This window comes from Pseudomonas arabinosi, assembly GCF_047758675.1.
In the GTDB taxonomy this organism is placed as follows: Bacteria; Pseudomonadota; Gammaproteobacteria; order Pseudomonadales; family Pseudomonadaceae; genus Aquipseudomonas; species Aquipseudomonas arabinosi.
On sequence record NZ_CP180480.1, the window covers coordinates 476,999 to 491,218 of the forward strand.

A 14,220-nucleotide genomic window follows, 5' to 3' on the forward strand; every position below is an offset into this window, starting at 1 on the left:
TGCTCCGCAGTTTTCCGTCCCCCGTACAGGTATTCCCTATGAAACGTCCAAGTGGTCGCGCTGCCGATCAGCTCCGCTCGATCCGCATTACCCGCAACTACACCAAACACGCCGAGGGATCTGTACTGGTCGAGTTCGGTGATACCAAAGTCATCTGCACCGTCAGCGTCGAGAACGGCGTGCCGCGTTTCCTCAAAGGTCAGGGCCAAGGCTGGTTGACCGCTGAATACGGCATGCTGCCGCGCGCCACTGGCGAGCGTAACCAGCGTGAAGCGAGTCGCGGCAAACAAGGCGGCCGCACCCTGGAAATCCAGCGTCTGATCGGTCGTTCCCTGCGCGCTTCGCTGGACATGTCCAAGCTGGGCGACGTCACCCTGTACGTCGACTGCGACGTGATCCAGGCGGACGGCGGCACCCGTACCGCGTCCATCACCGGCGCCATGGTTGCACTGGTCGATGCCTTGAAAGTGATCAAGAAGCGCGGCGGCCTGAAAGGCGGCGACCCGCTGAAGCAAATGATCGCTGCCGTATCGGTGGGCATGTACCAAGGCGAGCCAGTACTTGACCTCGACTACCTGGAAGATTCGGCCGCCGAGACCGACCTGAACGTGGTGATGACCAGCACTGGCGGCTTCATCGAAGTCCAGGGCACTGCCGAAGGCGCTCCGTTCCAGCCGGAAGAGCTGAACGCTATGCTTGAGTTGGCGAAGAAAGGCATGACCGAAATCTTCGAACTGCAAAAGGCTGCACTGGCCGACTGATTGGACCGCTCCACGCAAGGAGGACGCCATGAGTGACGAGCAACAGCTGCTTCCCACACCGAGCAAAGAGGTTCGGCAGTGGGCAATGTTTTGTCACCTGTCCGCCTTGCTGGGGATCTGGGTTCCATTCGGTACGTTGATCGGACCGCTGATTCTCTGGCAGATGAAGCGCGAGATGGATCCGTTTGTTGATGCTCAAGGCAAGGAGGCGCTGAACTTTCAGATCACCGTCGCCATTGCCTCCGCCATCTGCTTCTTGTTGATGGTGGTGATCGTCGGGTTCTTCCTGTTTGGTCTGTTGGCGATCGGTGCGCTGGTGCTGACGATCATCGGCGGCGTGAAGGCCAATGAAGGGGTGCCTTATCGGTATCCGTTCACCTGGCGGTTGATCAAATAAATCGTTGTCCACAAAAAAGCCGACAGAGATGTCGGCTTTTTTGTGTGTGCGGAACGACGCTTAGATGGTCAGCGTCCAGTCGTAGTCCACGATCAGCGGAGCGTGCTGCGAGAACCGTGGCTGACGTGGCAAGCGTGCGCTGCGTACGAAGCGACGCAGGCCCGGAGTCAGCAACTGATAGTCGAAACGCCAACCGAGGTTGAGCATTTCAGCCTGTTCGTTATCCGGCCACCAGCTGTACTGGTCACCTTCACGGCTGACTTCACGCAGGGCATCGACATAGCCCATGTTGCCGACAATCTCGTCCATCCAGGCACGTTCAGGTGCCAGGAAGCCCGGGGATTGCTGGCTGTCACGCCAGTTCTTGATATCCAGCTTCTGTTGCGCCACGTACAGCGAGCCACAGTAAATGTACTCGCGACGTTTGCGTCGCTGTTTATCCAGATAACGGGCGAAATCGTCCATTAGCTTGAACTTCTGGTTCAAGTCTTCATCGCCGTTCTGCCCCGAAGGGAGCAGTAAGGTCGCGATGCTGACCTTGTCGAAATCGGCTTGCAGGTAGCGCCCGTAGCGGTCGGCTGTCTCGAAGCCGAGACCGCTGATGACTGCCTTCGGTTGCAGCCGCGAATACAAAGCCACGCCACCTTGGGCGGGAACTTCGGCTTCGCAGGCATAAAGGAAGTAGCCATCCAGTTGGAAAGCTGGATCGTCCAGTTCAAAGGCGGAGGCGCGGGTGTCCTGCAGGCAGATGACGTCGGCATTCTGTGCTTGCAGCCAACTGAGCAACCCTCGCTCCACTGCAGCCTGAATACCATTGACGTTCACACTGATGATCCGCATAAATGGCCCCAAAAATCGCGTGCGTGTATGATACACGGCGTCAACCTAATTAGCTAAAGCCGTGGTATTTGGGGTTTTTTTCATGCAAGCGTATCAGCGCGATTTCATTCGTTTTGCCATCGATCGCGGCGTTTTGCGCTTCGGCGAGTTCACCCTGAAGTCCGGACGCACCAGTCCTTACTTCTTCAATGCCGGCCTGTTCAACTCGGGTTCGGCCCTTGCACAGCTGGGTCGTTTCTACGCGGCGGCCATCGTCGAGAGCGGCATTTCGTTCGACGTACTGTTCGGCCCGGCCTACAAAGGCATCCCTTTGGCGGCGACCACCGCAGTGGCCCTGGCCGAACATCATGGCCGTGATTTGCCATGGTGCTTCAACCGCAAGGAAGCCAAGGCTCACGGCGAAGGCGGCAGTCTGGTCGGCGCACCGTTGACCGGCGACGTGCTGATCATCGACGACGTGATCACCGCAGGCACTGCCATCCGTGAAGTGATGCAGATCATCGCTTCCCAGGACGGCGCCAAAGCTGCGGGCGTGCTCATCGCCCTGAACCGTCAGGAGCGTGGCAACGGCGAGTTGTCGGCCATCCAGGAAGTGGAGCGTGACTTCGGCATTCCGGTGATCAGCATTGTTTCGCTGAACCAGGTGCTCGAATTCCTGGCTGACGATCCGCAGCTCAAGCAACACCTGCCGGCGGTTGAAGCCTACCGCGCGCAGTTCGGCGTCTAACCACAATCCCACAGGGTTGTGTAGGCCAAAAAGACCCCGCTCAGTCGGCCTGAGCGGGGTCTTTTTTTGTCGTCAGTGCAGTCTTCGCCATTTTCCGATTAGTTTTAGTACCAATCCCAGGTTGAACAGCGCAAACACCATGAGTGCGAACGCAACCATCACGTAAAGCGTGCGATCCACGTCAAAGTCCCAAAGATTCAGTGTGCTGCTGCCCATGATCCTCACGGCAGCAGGCAAGTTGACGTAAAACAGCGCCAGGAAGGCGCTGGTCAGAGGGAGGGCACAGGCGAACAAAACGTTCGTTACCTTTTTTCGGCTTCGTTTTCTGGCGAGCGGACCAGATTGGCTTTCATCCAGCTCCAGTGCTTCATGCAGCCTCGGCCACGCCAGGTTGAACATGAAGGTGGTCAAGGTCAGCAGCAATCCACTGACCGCCACGATGTCACTGAACGGCATTGATCCCCAGCGTGGCGCAGAGCAGGTCGTGGGAATCCTCACTGATCTCGAACTGCCCGGCGCTGCCTTTACGTTTTGTGATGGGTTTGAAGGTCGGTTGGTTCTGTGTGATCAGCATGTTCAGCTCATCACGAATGACGTCCGAACTGATCACCACCAGGTACACCGTCTGCGCATGTTCCGCAGACTCGATCACGGCTCGCATGCTGTGCTGCAGAATATCGTCCAGCTGATTACGAAAGCGCGAAACCGTGTTTTTCAGCAGGGTTTTGCTTTGGCTCTGGGTCAGTTGAAAAATCGTCGATATCTGAGATTCGGTCGGCAATGTCTGCCCGAAGTAGCTTTGAATCAGATACAGCAAGCGGTCCTGTTTCGCTTCATCGGCCCGACTCGGCATGCCGCCCTCTACCAGCATTTTCAAGTATTCGGTCAGGCTCGCCTTGGCGATACGTTGCAGGGCGTGGGCGATTTCGTGGTCGGTGATCCTCAAGGTCTTTTTGACCGGCTCCCTTTGCTCAAGGTCGAATACCTGGGCGTCAATCGTGAACGAGATCTGCATGGTTCAAACCCCCGCGATTACTTGGAAGGCTTGTTTGGATACGGATCTGCCACGGCGTCACCTTGGCCAGTCAGGATATTCCAGCCATTAAGTACGTGGGTGCTGGGTTTGAAGTCTGGGCACGGCGGAAGCGAAGTCTTTGACTGATTGGTGTATTCGCGCCCGCAATCTGCGCACTCGTAAGTGCCTGCTGAAACATCACTGCCGTAGGGAACGTGGTCTTTTTTCATGGGGAAGATCTCCTGTGGATACAGGGAAGATCCTATGCGGACTAATGCTGGCTGGATGTCGGATGTTTCGCTTAGTCAGGTCAGACATTTCCTGCGCGCATAAAAAAGATCGCAGACTTCGTCAGCTCCTACGGAATATTCGTACATCCGTAGGTGCCGCAGAAGGGTGCGATCTTTTGACGTTCTTGAATCAGTGACGCTTGCGATTGCTGATCAAGGTACCCACACCGGTGTCGGTGAAGATTTCCAGAAGAATCGCATTCGGCACACGACCATCGATGATCAACGAACTGCCCACGCCACCTTGCACGGCTTCCAGCGCGCAACGGATCTTCGGCAGCATGCCGCCGTAGATGGTGCCGTCGGCGATCAAGTCGTCGACCTGTTGGGTGGTCAGGCCGGTCAGGACCGTGCCCGACTTGTCCATCAGGCCGGCGATGTTGGTCAGCAGCATCAGCTTTTCAGCTTTCAGCGCTTCGGCAACTTTACCGGCCACCAGGTCGGCGTTGATGTTGTAAGACTCGCCGTTGGCGCCGACACCGATTGGCGCGATCACCGGGATGAAGTCACCTTTGACCAGCAGGTTCAGCAGGTCGGTGTTGATTCCGACCACTTCGCCCACCTGGCCGATGTCGATGATTTCCGGTTGGGTCATCTCCGGCGTCTGGCGGGTCACGGTGAGCTTTTTCGCACGAATCAGCTCGGCGTCTTTACCGGTCAGGCCGATGGCGCTACCGCCATGACGGTTGATCAGGTTGACGATGTCCTTGTTCACCTGGCCGCCGAGGACCATTTCCACCACGTCCATGGTTTGCGCGTCAGTGACGCGCATGCCATCGATGAAGTGGCTCTCGATCGACAAACGCTTGAGCAGGTCGCCGATTTGCGGGCCGCCGCCGTGAACCACTACCGGGTTTATGCCGACAGCCTTCATCAGCACGATGTCGCGGGCGAAGCCGGTTTTCAGCTCCTCGCTTTCCATCGCGTTGCCGCCGTATTTGATCACCAGCGTCTTGCCGACATAGCGGCGAATGTAAGGCAGCGCTTCGGACAGGACCTTGGCGGTGTTGGCGGCGGCTTCGCGTTCGAGGGTCATTCAGGGCTCCGGGTACTTCAGAAGATCAAAACGGTAATTGGAGATCAGGTGCAACACGCTTCAACTGGACTTTGAATACGTCCTTGATGCGCTGCAGTTCAGCCTCGTCATCAGCCTCGAAACGCAGCACCAGCACCGGTGTGGTGTTGGACGCGCGAACCAGGCCCCAGCCTTTGGCGTAGTCGACTCGCACGCCGTCGATGGTGGTCAGGTCGGCGCCTTCGCCCCACTTCGCGTCGTGCAGAGCATCAATGATGCTGAATTTGCTCTCTTCGGTCACATGGATATTGATTTCCGGCGTAGAAATATCGTTCGGGAAGGTCGCAAACAGCTCTTCCGCGTTGGATTTTTCTTTGCTGAGGATCTCCAGCAGACGCGCGGCGCTGTAAATGCCGTCGTCGAAACCGAACCAGCGCTCCTTGAAGAAGATGTGGCCGCTCATTTCGCCGGCCAGCAGGGCGCCGGTTTGTTTCATTTTCTTTTTGATCAACGAGTGACCGGTCTTCCACATTAGCGGACGGCCGCCATATTCCTTGATCAGCGGCGTCAGGCGACGGGTGCATTTGACGTCGAAGATGATTTCCGCGTCAGCGTTGCGCGCCAGTACGTCACGGGCGAACAGCATCAGCAGGCGGTCCGGGTAGACGATGCTGCCAGTGTTGGTCACCACGCCGACGCGGTCGCCGTCGCCGTCGAAGGCCAGGCCCAGGTCAGCGTTGGTTTCCTTGACCTTGGCGATCAGGTCCACGAGGTTTTCAGGCTTGCCCGGGTCCGGGTGGTGATTAGGGAAGTTGCCGTCGACCTCGCAGAACAGCGGGATGACTTCGCAGTTCAGGGCTTCGATCAGTTGCGGGGCGATCACGCCGGCCGCGCCGTTGCCGCAGTCGACCACGACTTTGAGGCGGCGAGCCAGTTTGATGTCCTGGACGATTTCGGTGTTGTAGCGGTCGAGGATCTCGACCTGGGTGATGCTGCCCTTGCCGCTGCTCAGGTTGTTGGTCTTGAGGCGTTCGTGCAGGGCCTGGATCTGTTCGTTGGCCAGAGTGTCGCCGGCAATGACGATTTTGAAGCCGTTGTAGTTTGACGGGTTGTGGCTGCCGGTGAGCATCACGCCGGATTTGCCGGCCAGCACGTTGGCGGCGTAGTACAGCGCAGGCGTTGGCACCAGGCCGACGTCGCTGACGTGGCAACCGCTGTCGGCGAGGCCTTTGATCAGTTGTTCGACCAGTTCTGGGCCGGACAGGCGACCGTCACGGCCGACGGACACATTAGGTTCGTCCTGGGCCAGGCTCTGGGAGCCGATGGCGCGACCGAGCCAATAAGCGGTTTCAGCGTTCAAGAATTCCGGGACGGTGCCGCGAATATCGTAGGCGCGGAAGATGCTGTCGGGGAACTTGGGTGCGACTTGGGCTGGGGTGCTCATCTGTAGAAATGCTCCATCTCGAAAGTGGCTGGACCTGCCGCGAAGAACTCGTCGGCCGGCTCAAACTGAAGGGTATGACGGCGTTTTCCACTGAGAGTTCGTGGTGTGTAAAGGCCATGCCATCTGCGTTTGTGGGGTAATCACCGGTCAATGCCTTGATTTTGGACGGTAAACCTTCCAGATGAACGTTGTACGAATTGTGGCGAGGGAGCTTGCTCCCGCTTGGGTGCGCAGCGCCCACAAAATCTTGGGGCCGCTTCGCAGCCCAGCGGGAGCAAGCTCCCTCGCCACAGGTTCTTTATCGGATCAATGGCTGCCGGAGTGTCCGAAACCGCCAGTGCCGCGCTCGGTTTCAACGAACTCTTCAACCATCTCGAAGTGCGCTTGAACCACTGGCACCAGAACCAGCTGAGCCAAACGCTCGCCAACGACCATGGTGAATTCGGTCTGGCCACGGTTCCAGCACGACACCATCAGCGGGCCCTGGTAATCGGAGTCGATCAGGCCGACCAGGTTGCCCAGCACGATGCCGTGCTTATGGCCCAGGCCGGAGCGCGGGAGAATCAGCGCCGCCAAGCCCGGGTCGCCAATGTAGACGGACAGGCCAGTCGGGATCAGCAGGGTTTCGCCTGGCTTGATGACGGTGTCTTTTTCCAGCATGGCGCGCAGGTCGAGGCCGGCGGAGCCTGGCGTGGCGTACTGTGGCAGCGGGAAATCGGTGCCGATGCGAGGGTCGAGGATCTTGGCTTGCAAAGCGTGCATGTAAATTAAACCTGGTTCAGACGTTCGGCGATAAAAGTGATCAGCTGGCGAGCAATCTTGCTCTTGCTGGTCTGGGCGAAAAGTGTGGCGTGTAGCTGGCGGTCGATCACGCTGCAGGCGTTTTCTTCACTGTTGAAGCCAATACTCGGGTTGGCGACGTCGTTGGCGACGATCAAATCGAGGTTCTTGTCTTTCAACTTGCGGGCAGCGTAGTCGAGCAGGTGTTCGGTTTCGGCGGCGAACCCGACACTGAACGGACGGTCGGGGCGTGTGGCAATGGTGGCCAGGATGTCCGGGTTACGCACCATCTGTAGCAACAAGCCGTCGCCGTTCGTAGGGTCTTTCTTGAGTTTTTGTGGGGCGACGACTTCCGGGCGGTAATCCGCGACCGCTGCCGAGGCGATGAACAGGTCGCAAGGGATCGCGGCTTCACACGCGGCGAGCATGTCGCGGGCGCTGACCACGTCGATGCGCGTGACGCGATCCGGGGTCGGCAGATGCACCGGGCCAGTGATCAGCGTTACGCGGGCGCCGGCTTCCACTGCGGCCTCGGCCAGGGCAAAGCCCATCTTTCCGGAGCTGTGGTTGGTGATGTAACGCACCGGGTCGATGTTTTCCTGGGTCGGGCCGGCGGTGATCAGCACGTGTTTGCCGGTCAGTGCCTGACGCTGGAAGCAGTCCGCCGCGCACTGGGCGAGGTCGGTGGCTTCGAGCATGCGACCCATGCCGACGTCGCCGCAGGCCTGGCTGCCGGAGGCTGGGCCGAAGGTTTTCAAGCCACGGCTTTCGAGGGTTTGCAGGTTGGCCTGGGTGGCCGGGTCGCGCCACATGGCCTGGTTCATCGCCGGGGCAACGGCGACCACGGCGTCGGTGGCCAGCACCAGCGTGGTCAGCAGGTCGTCAGCAATGCCTTGGGCCAGGCGGGCGATGAGGTCCGCGGTGGCGGGAGCGATCAGCACCAGGTCGGCCCATTTGGCCAGCTCGATGTGGCCCATGGCAGCTTCGGCCGCCGGGTCGAGCAAATCGAGGTGGACCGGATGCCCGGACAAGGCCTGCATGGTCAACGGTGTGATGAACTCGCTGCCGCCGCGGGTCATGACCACGCGCACTTCGGCGCCCTGGTCGATCAGGCGGCGAACCAGGTCGGCGCTCTTATAGGCAGCGATGCCGCCGCCGACGCCCAGAACGATGCGTTTCCGATACAGCCGCTGCATAGGTCTGCCTTTCATTTCGTTGATGACTGCATGGCGATACCCCCTCCCCAGGGATGAAATCGCCCGCAAAAAAGATGGGCTAAGATATCACAGCGCCCGCTATGGAACAGCGGCGCCCACAGACCAGGGAGGTGCTATGAGTATTCGCGATTGGCCAGCGGCGGAACGGCCGCGGGAGAGATTGCTTGAGTTGGGCTCGGGGAGCCTTTCGGACGCCGAACTGCTGGCGATTTTTTTACGAACGGGCGTGTCGGGTAAAAGCGCGGTAGATCTGGCGCGACACCTGTTGAGTCAGTTTGGCAGCCTGCGCTTACTGCTCGAGGCCGATCAGGCAGCATTCAGCAGGCAGTTGGGGCTCGGGCCGGCGAAATTCGCTCAGTTGCAAGCGGTTCAGGAAATGAGCCGGCGGCATTTGGCCGAACGTGCGCGCCAAAAATCGGCGCTGGAAAATCCGCAGGCGGTTCGTGATTACCTGAAGTCAATGCTGCGCCATGAGCCTCACGAGGTGTTCGGCTGTCTGTTTTTGGATTCCAGGCATCAAGTGCTGACCTTTGAAGTGCTGTTTCGCGGCTCCATCGACAGCACCAGTGTCTATCCGAGGCAAGTGGTTAAACGCGCGTTGGCCCACAACGCCGCAGCCCTGATCCTCTGCCATAACCATCCGTCGGGTAATACCAACCCCAGTCAAGCCGACCGAACGCTGACCAAGCGCCTGCAAGAGGCGCTGGACCTGATCGATGTGCGGGTGCTCGACCATTTCATCATCGGTGACGGCGATCCGCTGTCCATGGCCGAGTATGGGTGGATGTAGCTCTGGAGGGAGAATACAAACCCACTGTAGGAGCGAGCCTGCTCGCGATGGCGTCGTGTCAGTCACCTTGCCCGGTAACTGAAAGATTGCAATCGCGAGCAGGCTCACTCCTACAGGTTTTGTGTATGGCGGGTTATTTGAGGATGACCTTCGAGTAATCCTGACGACCAAACGGGCTGACCTGATAGCCCTCAACGTCCTTGCGCGTCAGCGCGAAGGCGGTCGGGTGGGCCAGCGGCAGCCACAGCGCCTGCTGCTGGATCTGTGCCTGGGCCTGTTCGTAGAGCTTGGTGCGCACACCTTGCTCGCCGGTGGTCTTGCCGGCGCTGATCAGCTTGTCCAGGTCCTGATTGCAATAGCGGGCGAAGTTGGTGCCGGATTTGACCGCGGCGCAGGAAAACTGCGGCGTGAGGAAGTTGTCCGGGTCACCGTTGTCGCCCGCCCAGCCCATGAACAACAGATCGTGTTCACCGGCCTTGGCGCGGCGAATCAGTTCGCCCCATTCGATCACCCGAATCTCGGCCTGAATACCGATTTCCGCGAGGTCCGATTGCAGCATTTGAGCGCTGAGGCTCGGGTTCGGGTTCAGCAGGCTGCCGGAAGGTCGGGTCCAGATGGTGGTCTGGAAACCATCCTTGAGCCCGGCCTTCGCCATGAGTGCTTTGGCTTTTTCGACGTCATGCGGGTAACCCGGCAGGCCTTTGGCATAGCTCCAGGTGTTCGGCGGGTATGGACCGTTGGCAGGTTCGGCGGTGTCTTCGAACACGGCTTTGACGTAGTTGGCCTTGTCGAACGCGAGGTTGATCGCCTGGCGCACTTCAGGCTTGTCCAGCGGCGGATGCTGGCTGTTGATGCCGACGAACGCGGTCATGAAGGCGTCAGTCTTTTCGACTTTCAGGGTCGGTTCTTTCAGCGCTGCCTGTACGTCCAGAGGCTTGGGCGACAGGGCGATCTGGCACTCGTTGCGGCGCAATTTCTGCAAACGCACATTAGCGTCAGGGGTGATGGCGAAAATCAGTGGATCCACCGAAGGCTTGCCGCGGAAGTAGTCCGGGTTGGCCTTATAGCGGATCGAAGCATCTTTCTGGAAGCGCGTGAAGATGAACGGCCCGCTGCCGATTGGCTGGCTGTTGAGCTTTTCCGGGGTGCCGACCTTCAGCAGTTTGTCGGCGTATTCGGCGGAGTAGATCGAAGCGAAGCCCATGCTCAGTGTCGCGAGGAAGGTCGAGTCCGGGTGGTCGAGGGTGAACCGTATGGTCAGCGGGTCCAACGAGTCGATCTTCTTGATCAGCGCCGGTAATTGCATCGACTGGGCGTGCGGGAAGCCACTCTGGGCGACCTTGTGCCACGGGTTTGCCGGGTCGAGCATGCGGTCGAAGCTGAACTTCACGTCCTCGGCGGTCAGGTCACGCGTCGGACTGAAGTATTCGGTGCGGTGGAATTTCACCTGCGGGTGCAGTTTGAATACATAGGTCAGGCCGTCGGGCGTGACTTCCCAGCTGTCGGCAAGGCTGGCGACCACTTTGCCGCTGGCGGTATCGAAGTCCACCAGACGGTTCATCAGCACGTCGGCCGAGGCGTTGGTGGTGGTCAGCGAGTTGTATTGCACCACGTCGAACCCTTCCGGGCTTGCCTCAGTGCAGACGCTTAGCGCGGCGGCATGGGCCAATGGGCTCAGCAGAAGAGGGGCGAGCAACAGCGGTAGGGCAGCGAGGCGCATGGTCGGATTCCTTTACAGATCGAAGGCCCATCTGCAAGTGCAGTCTGGAAAAGGCTTACCCTAGTGGGCTCTTTTGTAAATGACTATCCCCTTTTTCATTTTAAGGGGACTATAGGCGATTGTTTTCGGTGAGTACCGGTTGAGCAAAACCCTGGATTGGCCTGTTGGCCGATTCTCTGCGACGAGCGGTCTTCATCGACGATAGCCTTTATCCAAGGCGCTCAGAGCCAGAAAAACGGGGTTTTTATTAAGTCTGTGCGCACGGAATGTTGTTGCTCTCCAGTCTTTCTGGTATAAAGCAGCGCTCTTTTCTAGGGGCCCGGTTCCTTCACTGTAGGTGTAGCCGGTAAGACCTCTAAAGAAACGCGGCGCCTGGCGCCAAATGACTGAGAGATTAAGCGGCCAACCCATGCCGGGTTGGGCATGTGGTTTTAGAGGGCTGAGGCATGTCGAGAGTATGTCAAGTTACCGGTAAGGGTCCGGTGACTGGGAATAACATTTCCCACGCAAACAACAAAACCCGTCGTCGTTTCCTGCCGAACCTGCAGCATCACCGCTTCTGGGTTGAAGAAGAGAAACGTTTCGTGCGTCTGCGCGTATCTGCCAAAGGCATGCGTATCATCGACAAGCGTGGCATTACTGTCGTGCTGGCCGAAATTCGCAAAGCTGGCAAGATCTAAGGGAGCTAATCATGCGTGAATTGATTCGAATGATTTCTAGCGCCGGTACTGGTCACTTCTACACTACCGACAAGAACAAGCGTACTACTCCGGACAAGCTCGAAAAGCGCATGTTCGATCCGCGCGTTCGCAAGCACGTGATGTACAAAGAAGGCAAAATCAAGTAATTGATTTTTCCGACTTACAAAAAAGGCCTGTATCGCGAGATACGGGCCTTTTTTGTGGCCTGCAGGTTTTGTGTTGGCTGTCAGGCCCTCATCGCGAGCAAGCTCGCTCCCACAGGTTTTGTGATCGACGCAAACCCCCTGTGGGAGCGAGCTTGCTCGCGATGAGGCCAGCCCAGGCAGCAAAAATCTTCAGGCTTTCTGTTCAAACACCACATAGATCTTGCGGCACGGCTCCAGCACCTCCCAGGTGCCTCTGAACCCGGCCGGGATCACGAAGCGATCGCCCACGCGCAGGGTCTTGCCGTTGCCTTCGTTGTCGCGCAGCACTGAAACGCCCTGAACGATTTCGCAGTATTCATGCTCGGTGTAGTTCACATGCCACTGGCCGACTTCGCCTTCCCACACACCTGCGCTCATCTGGCCGCAAGGGCTGTTGTAGTGGTTGTACACTGCTTGTTCAGGGTCGCCCTTGAGGACTTTCGCCGGGTCTGGTCGATAGCGATCGGGCTGGGTGGTGGCCTGGTTGAAGTCGACGATGTCCTGGATGCTCATTCTTGTAATCCCCCGTGATTGCGGCGCGAGTGGTTGGAAAGTCCAAAGTCTATGTTTATTAAAATGAACACTGCAAGGCCGTTTGCCGACCTTGTGTCAAATATATTGAAACAACCCCGGCCACTGGTTTAGGGTGGCAGTTGCCTTGGGCCGAAAAAGCAGGCTGGCCAGGCAGAATTCCTGACAGCGCCCGCGAAGACCGTGGAGCGTTCGTATTCAATAAGAGGAGGACACTCGTATGACCACCCTGACTCGTGCCGATTGGGAACAACGGGCTCGCGATCTGAAGATCGAAGGCCGCGCCTACATCAATGGCGAATACACCGATGCTGTCTCCGCCGAGACCTTCGAGTGCATCAGCCCGGTCGATGGCCGTCTGCTGGGCAAGATTGCCAGCTGTGACGCCGCCGACGCCCAGCGCGCTGTTGAAAACGCTCGCGCCACCTTCAATTCCGGCGTCTGGTCGCGCCTGGCGCCGACCAAACGCAAAGCCACCATGATCCGTTTTGCCGGCCTGCTAAAGCAGCACGCCGAAGAGCTGGCCCTGCTTGAAACCCTGGACATGGGCAAGCCAATCAGCGATTCCCTGTACATTGACGTTCCCGGCGCGGCGCAAGCCCTGAGCTGGAGCGGTGAAGCCATCGACAAGATCTACGATGAAGTGGCCGCGACGCCCCATGACCAGTTGGGTCTGGTGACCCGCGAACCGGTCGGCGTCGTCGGCGCGATCGTGCCGTGGAACTTCCCGCTGATGATGGCGTGCTGGAAACTCGGCCCGGCGCTGTCCACCGGTAACTCGGTGATCCTCAAGCCATCCGAAAAATCCCCGCTGACCGCCATTCGCATCGCTGCGCTGGCCGTTGAGGCCGGCATCCCGAAAGGCGTGTTGAACGTCCTGCCAGGTTACGGTCACACCGTCGGCAAGGCCCTGGCGCTGCACAATGATGTGGACACCCTGGTGTTCACCGGTTCGACCAAAATCGCCAAGCAACTGCTGATCTACTCCGGCGAATCGAACATGAAGCGCGTCTGGCTCGAAGCCGGCGGCAAGAGCCCGAACATCGTGTTCGCCGATGCGCCGGACCTGCAAGCTGCCGCTGAATCGGCTGCCGGTGCCATCGCCTTCAACCAGGGCGAAGTCTGCACCGCCGGCTCGCGCCTACTGGTGGAGCGTTCGATCAAGGATACATTCCTGCCGCTGGTGATCGAGGCCCTCAAAACCTGGAAGCCGGGCAACCCGCTGGATCCGGCGACCAACGTCGGCGCGCTGGTGGATACTCAGCAGATGAACACCGTGCTTTCCTATATCGAATCCGGCCACACCGACGGCGCCAAACTGGTAGCGGGCGGCAAGCGCATTCTTCAGGAAACCGGTGGCACCTACGTTGAGCCAACGATTTTCGACGGCGTCAGCAACGCGATGAAAATCGCTCAGGAAGAAATCTTCGGCCCAGTGCTGTCGGTGATCACTTTCGATACCGCCGAAGAAGCCATTGCGATTGCCAACGACACCCCTTACGGCTTGGCCGCAGCAGTGTGGACCAAGGATATTTCCAAGGCCCATCTGACTGCCAAGGCACTGCGCGCGGGTAGCGTGTGGGTCAACCAGTATGACGGTGGCGACATGACGGCTCCGTTTGGTGGCTTCAAGCAGTCCGGCAACGGTCGCGACAAGTCGCTGCATGCGTTCGACAAGTACACCGAGCTGAAGGCGACCTGGATCAAGTTGTAAGTCGTTAAAGGAGGCTTGTCGCAGTAACAGGCCTCCCAAACGACTCAGATCCTATGTGGGAGCGAGCCTGCTCGCGATTGCGGTGTGACAGTC

At 58.7% G+C, this 14,220-nt stretch carries 16 protein-coding genes and 1 pseudogene; 7 read left to right on the plus strand and 10 right to left on the minus strand.

Annotated elements, in window-relative coordinates:
- Nucleotides 1-38 precede the first annotated feature (38 nt).
- Nucleotides 39-761, plus strand: coding sequence for a ribonuclease PH (gene rph, locus ACMXYJ_RS02115; protein ID WP_010465211.1), 723 nt, complete (start codon nucleotides 39-41; stop codon nucleotides 759-761).
- 28 nt (nucleotides 762-789) lie between these two features.
- Nucleotides 790-1,158: a DUF4870 domain-containing protein gene (locus ACMXYJ_RS02120; RefSeq protein WP_415758622.1), complete on the plus strand. Its 369-nt coding sequence runs from the start codon at nucleotides 790-792 to the stop codon at nucleotides 1,156-1,158.
- Between the two features lie 60 nt (nucleotides 1,159-1,218).
- Here the strand turns inward: ACMXYJ_RS02120 and ACMXYJ_RS02125 are convergent, their stop codons facing one another.
- Entirely contained in the window at nucleotides 1,219-1,998 is a 780-nt protein-coding gene (locus tag ACMXYJ_RS02125; RefSeq protein WP_007934608.1) for an exodeoxyribonuclease III, read from the minus strand.
- Nucleotides 1,999-2,080: 82 nt separating this feature from the next.
- Between ACMXYJ_RS02125 and pyrE the strand changes: the two genes are divergently transcribed.
- Entirely contained in the window at nucleotides 2,081-2,725 is a 645-nt protein-coding gene (gene pyrE, locus ACMXYJ_RS02130; RefSeq protein WP_007894680.1) for an orotate phosphoribosyltransferase, read from the plus strand.
- Nucleotides 2,726-2,797: 72 nt separating this feature from the next.
- On the opposite strand, the gene ACMXYJ_RS02135 is transcribed toward pyrE, so the two are convergent.
- The 7 genes and pseudogenes from ACMXYJ_RS02135 to coaBC all read right to left on the minus strand — a co-directional run bounded on the left by ACMXYJ_RS02135 (nucleotide 2,798) and on the right by coaBC (nucleotide 8,465).
- Nucleotides 2,798-3,181 (minus strand): hypothetical protein, encoded by a 384-nt coding sequence (locus tag ACMXYJ_RS02135; RefSeq protein ID WP_415758623.1) that lies wholly within the window; start codon nucleotides 3,179-3,181, stop codon nucleotides 2,798-2,800.
- Nucleotides 3,168-3,740 carry a hypothetical protein gene (locus ACMXYJ_RS02140; RefSeq protein WP_415758624.1) on the minus strand — a complete coding sequence of 191 codons (573 nt, stop codon included), beginning with the start codon at nucleotides 3,738-3,740 and terminating at the stop codon, nucleotides 3,168-3,170. The genes ACMXYJ_RS02135 and ACMXYJ_RS02140 overlap by 14 nt, the downstream gene beginning before the upstream one ends.
- A gap of 17 nt (nucleotides 3,741-3,757) precedes the next feature.
- Entirely contained in the window at nucleotides 3,758-3,970 is a 213-nt protein-coding gene (locus tag ACMXYJ_RS02145) for a hypothetical protein (protein WP_074871958.1), read from the minus strand.
- A 190-nt stretch (nucleotides 3,971-4,160) separates the two neighbouring features.
- Nucleotides 4,161-5,066, minus strand: a complete 906-nt coding sequence (gene argB, locus ACMXYJ_RS02150; RefSeq protein WP_008007602.1) for an acetylglutamate kinase — start codon at nucleotides 5,064-5,066, stop codon at nucleotides 4,161-4,163.
- Nucleotides 5,067-5,091: 25 nt separating this feature from the next.
- A pseudogene (locus tag ACMXYJ_RS02155) lies at nucleotides 5,092-6,468 on the minus strand (phosphomannomutase/phosphoglucomutase); the annotation flags it as partial.
- A gap of 327 nt (nucleotides 6,469-6,795) precedes the next feature.
- Entirely contained in the window at nucleotides 6,796-7,251 is a 456-nt protein-coding gene (gene dut, locus ACMXYJ_RS02160; protein WP_415758625.1) for a dUTP diphosphatase, read from the minus strand.
- Between the two features lie 5 nt (nucleotides 7,252-7,256).
- On the minus strand, nucleotides 7,257-8,465 hold the full coding sequence (gene coaBC, locus ACMXYJ_RS02165; RefSeq protein ID WP_008150165.1) for a bifunctional phosphopantothenoylcysteine decarboxylase/phosphopantothenate--cysteine ligase CoaBC: 1,209 nt from the start codon (nucleotides 8,463-8,465) through the stop codon (nucleotides 7,257-7,259).
- 136 nt (nucleotides 8,466-8,601) lie between these two features.
- On the opposite strand from coaBC, the gene radC reads away from it, so the two are divergent.
- Nucleotides 8,602-9,276: a RadC family protein gene (radC, locus tag ACMXYJ_RS02170; protein ID WP_415758626.1), complete on the plus strand. Its 675-nt coding sequence runs from the start codon at nucleotides 8,602-8,604 to the stop codon at nucleotides 9,274-9,276.
- 133 nt (nucleotides 9,277-9,409) lie between these two features.
- On the opposite strand, the gene ACMXYJ_RS02175 is transcribed toward radC, so the two are convergent.
- Nucleotides 9,410-10,996, minus strand: a complete 1,587-nt coding sequence (locus ACMXYJ_RS02175; protein WP_415758627.1) for an ABC transporter substrate-binding protein — start codon at nucleotides 10,994-10,996, stop codon at nucleotides 9,410-9,412.
- Between the two features lie 446 nt (nucleotides 10,997-11,442).
- Here ACMXYJ_RS02175 and rpmB point away from each other — a divergent pair, with 446 nt between their 5' ends.
- Nucleotides 11,443-11,676, plus strand: coding sequence for a 50S ribosomal protein L28 (gene rpmB, locus ACMXYJ_RS02180; protein ID WP_007894701.1), 234 nt, complete (start codon nucleotides 11,443-11,445; stop codon nucleotides 11,674-11,676).
- Nucleotides 11,677-11,687: 11 nt separating this feature from the next.
- Nucleotides 11,688-11,843 (plus strand): 50S ribosomal protein L33, encoded by a 156-nt coding sequence (gene rpmG, locus ACMXYJ_RS02185; RefSeq protein WP_008150173.1) that lies wholly within the window; start codon nucleotides 11,688-11,690, stop codon nucleotides 11,841-11,843.
- 189 nt (nucleotides 11,844-12,032) lie between these two features.
- Here the strand turns inward: rpmG and ACMXYJ_RS02190 are convergent, their stop codons facing one another.
- Nucleotides 12,033-12,395: a cupin domain-containing protein gene (locus ACMXYJ_RS02190; protein WP_415758628.1), complete on the minus strand. Its 363-nt coding sequence runs from the start codon at nucleotides 12,393-12,395 to the stop codon at nucleotides 12,033-12,035.
- A gap of 238 nt (nucleotides 12,396-12,633) precedes the next feature.
- Here ACMXYJ_RS02190 and ACMXYJ_RS02195 point away from each other — a divergent pair, with 238 nt between their 5' ends.
- Nucleotides 12,634-14,127, plus strand: coding sequence for an aldehyde dehydrogenase (locus tag ACMXYJ_RS02195; RefSeq protein WP_415758629.1), 1,494 nt, complete (start codon nucleotides 12,634-12,636; stop codon nucleotides 14,125-14,127).
- Nucleotides 14,128-14,220: the final 93 nt, after the last annotated feature.

What these genes read in the sequence shown, in the direction of transcription:
- dut (WP_415758625.1), bottom strand. Translation starts at nt 7,251, where the DNA reads ATGCACGCTTTGCAAGCCAAGATCCTCGACCCTCGCATCGGCACCGAT.
- ACMXYJ_RS02195 (WP_415758629.1), top strand. Translation starts at nt 12,634, where the DNA reads ATGACCACCCTGACTCGTGCCGATTGGGAACAACGGGCTCGCGATCTG.
- rph (WP_010465211.1), top strand. Translation starts at nt 39, where the DNA reads ATGAAACGTCCAAGTGGTCGCGCTGCCGATCAGCTCCGCTCGATCCGC.
- rpmG (WP_008150173.1), top strand. Translation starts at nt 11,688, where the DNA reads ATGCGTGAATTGATTCGAATGATTTCTAGCGCCGGTACTGGTCACTTC.
- ACMXYJ_RS02175 (WP_415758627.1), bottom strand. Translation starts at nt 10,996, where the DNA reads ATGCGCCTCGCTGCCCTACCGCTGTTGCTCGCCCCTCTTCTGCTGAGC.
- ACMXYJ_RS02135 (WP_415758623.1), bottom strand. Translation starts at nt 3,181, where the DNA reads ATGCCGTTCAGTGACATCGTGGCGGTCAGTGGATTGCTGCTGACCTTG.
- ACMXYJ_RS02125 (WP_007934608.1), bottom strand. Translation starts at nt 1,998, where the DNA reads ATGCGGATCATCAGTGTGAACGTCAATGGTATTCAGGCTGCAGTGGAG.
- ACMXYJ_RS02145 (WP_074871958.1), bottom strand. Translation starts at nt 3,970, where the DNA reads ATGAAAAAAGACCACGTTCCCTACGGCAGTGATGTTTCAGCAGGCACT.
- ACMXYJ_RS02140 (WP_415758624.1), bottom strand. Translation starts at nt 3,740, where the DNA reads ATGCAGATCTCGTTCACGATTGACGCCCAGGTATTCGACCTTGAGCAA.
- pyrE (WP_007894680.1), top strand. Translation starts at nt 2,081, where the DNA reads ATGCAAGCGTATCAGCGCGATTTCATTCGTTTTGCCATCGATCGCGGC.
- coaBC (WP_008150165.1), bottom strand. Translation starts at nt 8,465, where the DNA reads ATGCAGCGGCTGTATCGGAAACGCATCGTTCTGGGCGTCGGCGGCGGC.
- ACMXYJ_RS02120 (WP_415758622.1), top strand. Translation starts at nt 790, where the DNA reads ATGAGTGACGAGCAACAGCTGCTTCCCACACCGAGCAAAGAGGTTCGG.
- radC (WP_415758626.1), top strand. Translation starts at nt 8,602, where the DNA reads ATGAGTATTCGCGATTGGCCAGCGGCGGAACGGCCGCGGGAGAGATTG.
- ACMXYJ_RS02190 (WP_415758628.1), bottom strand. Translation starts at nt 12,395, where the DNA reads ATGAGCATCCAGGACATCGTCGACTTCAACCAGGCCACCACCCAGCCC.
- rpmB (WP_007894701.1), top strand. Translation starts at nt 11,443, where the DNA reads ATGTCGAGAGTATGTCAAGTTACCGGTAAGGGTCCGGTGACTGGGAAT.
- argB (WP_008007602.1), bottom strand. Translation starts at nt 5,066, where the DNA reads ATGACCCTCGAACGCGAAGCCGCCGCCAACACCGCCAAGGTCCTGTCC.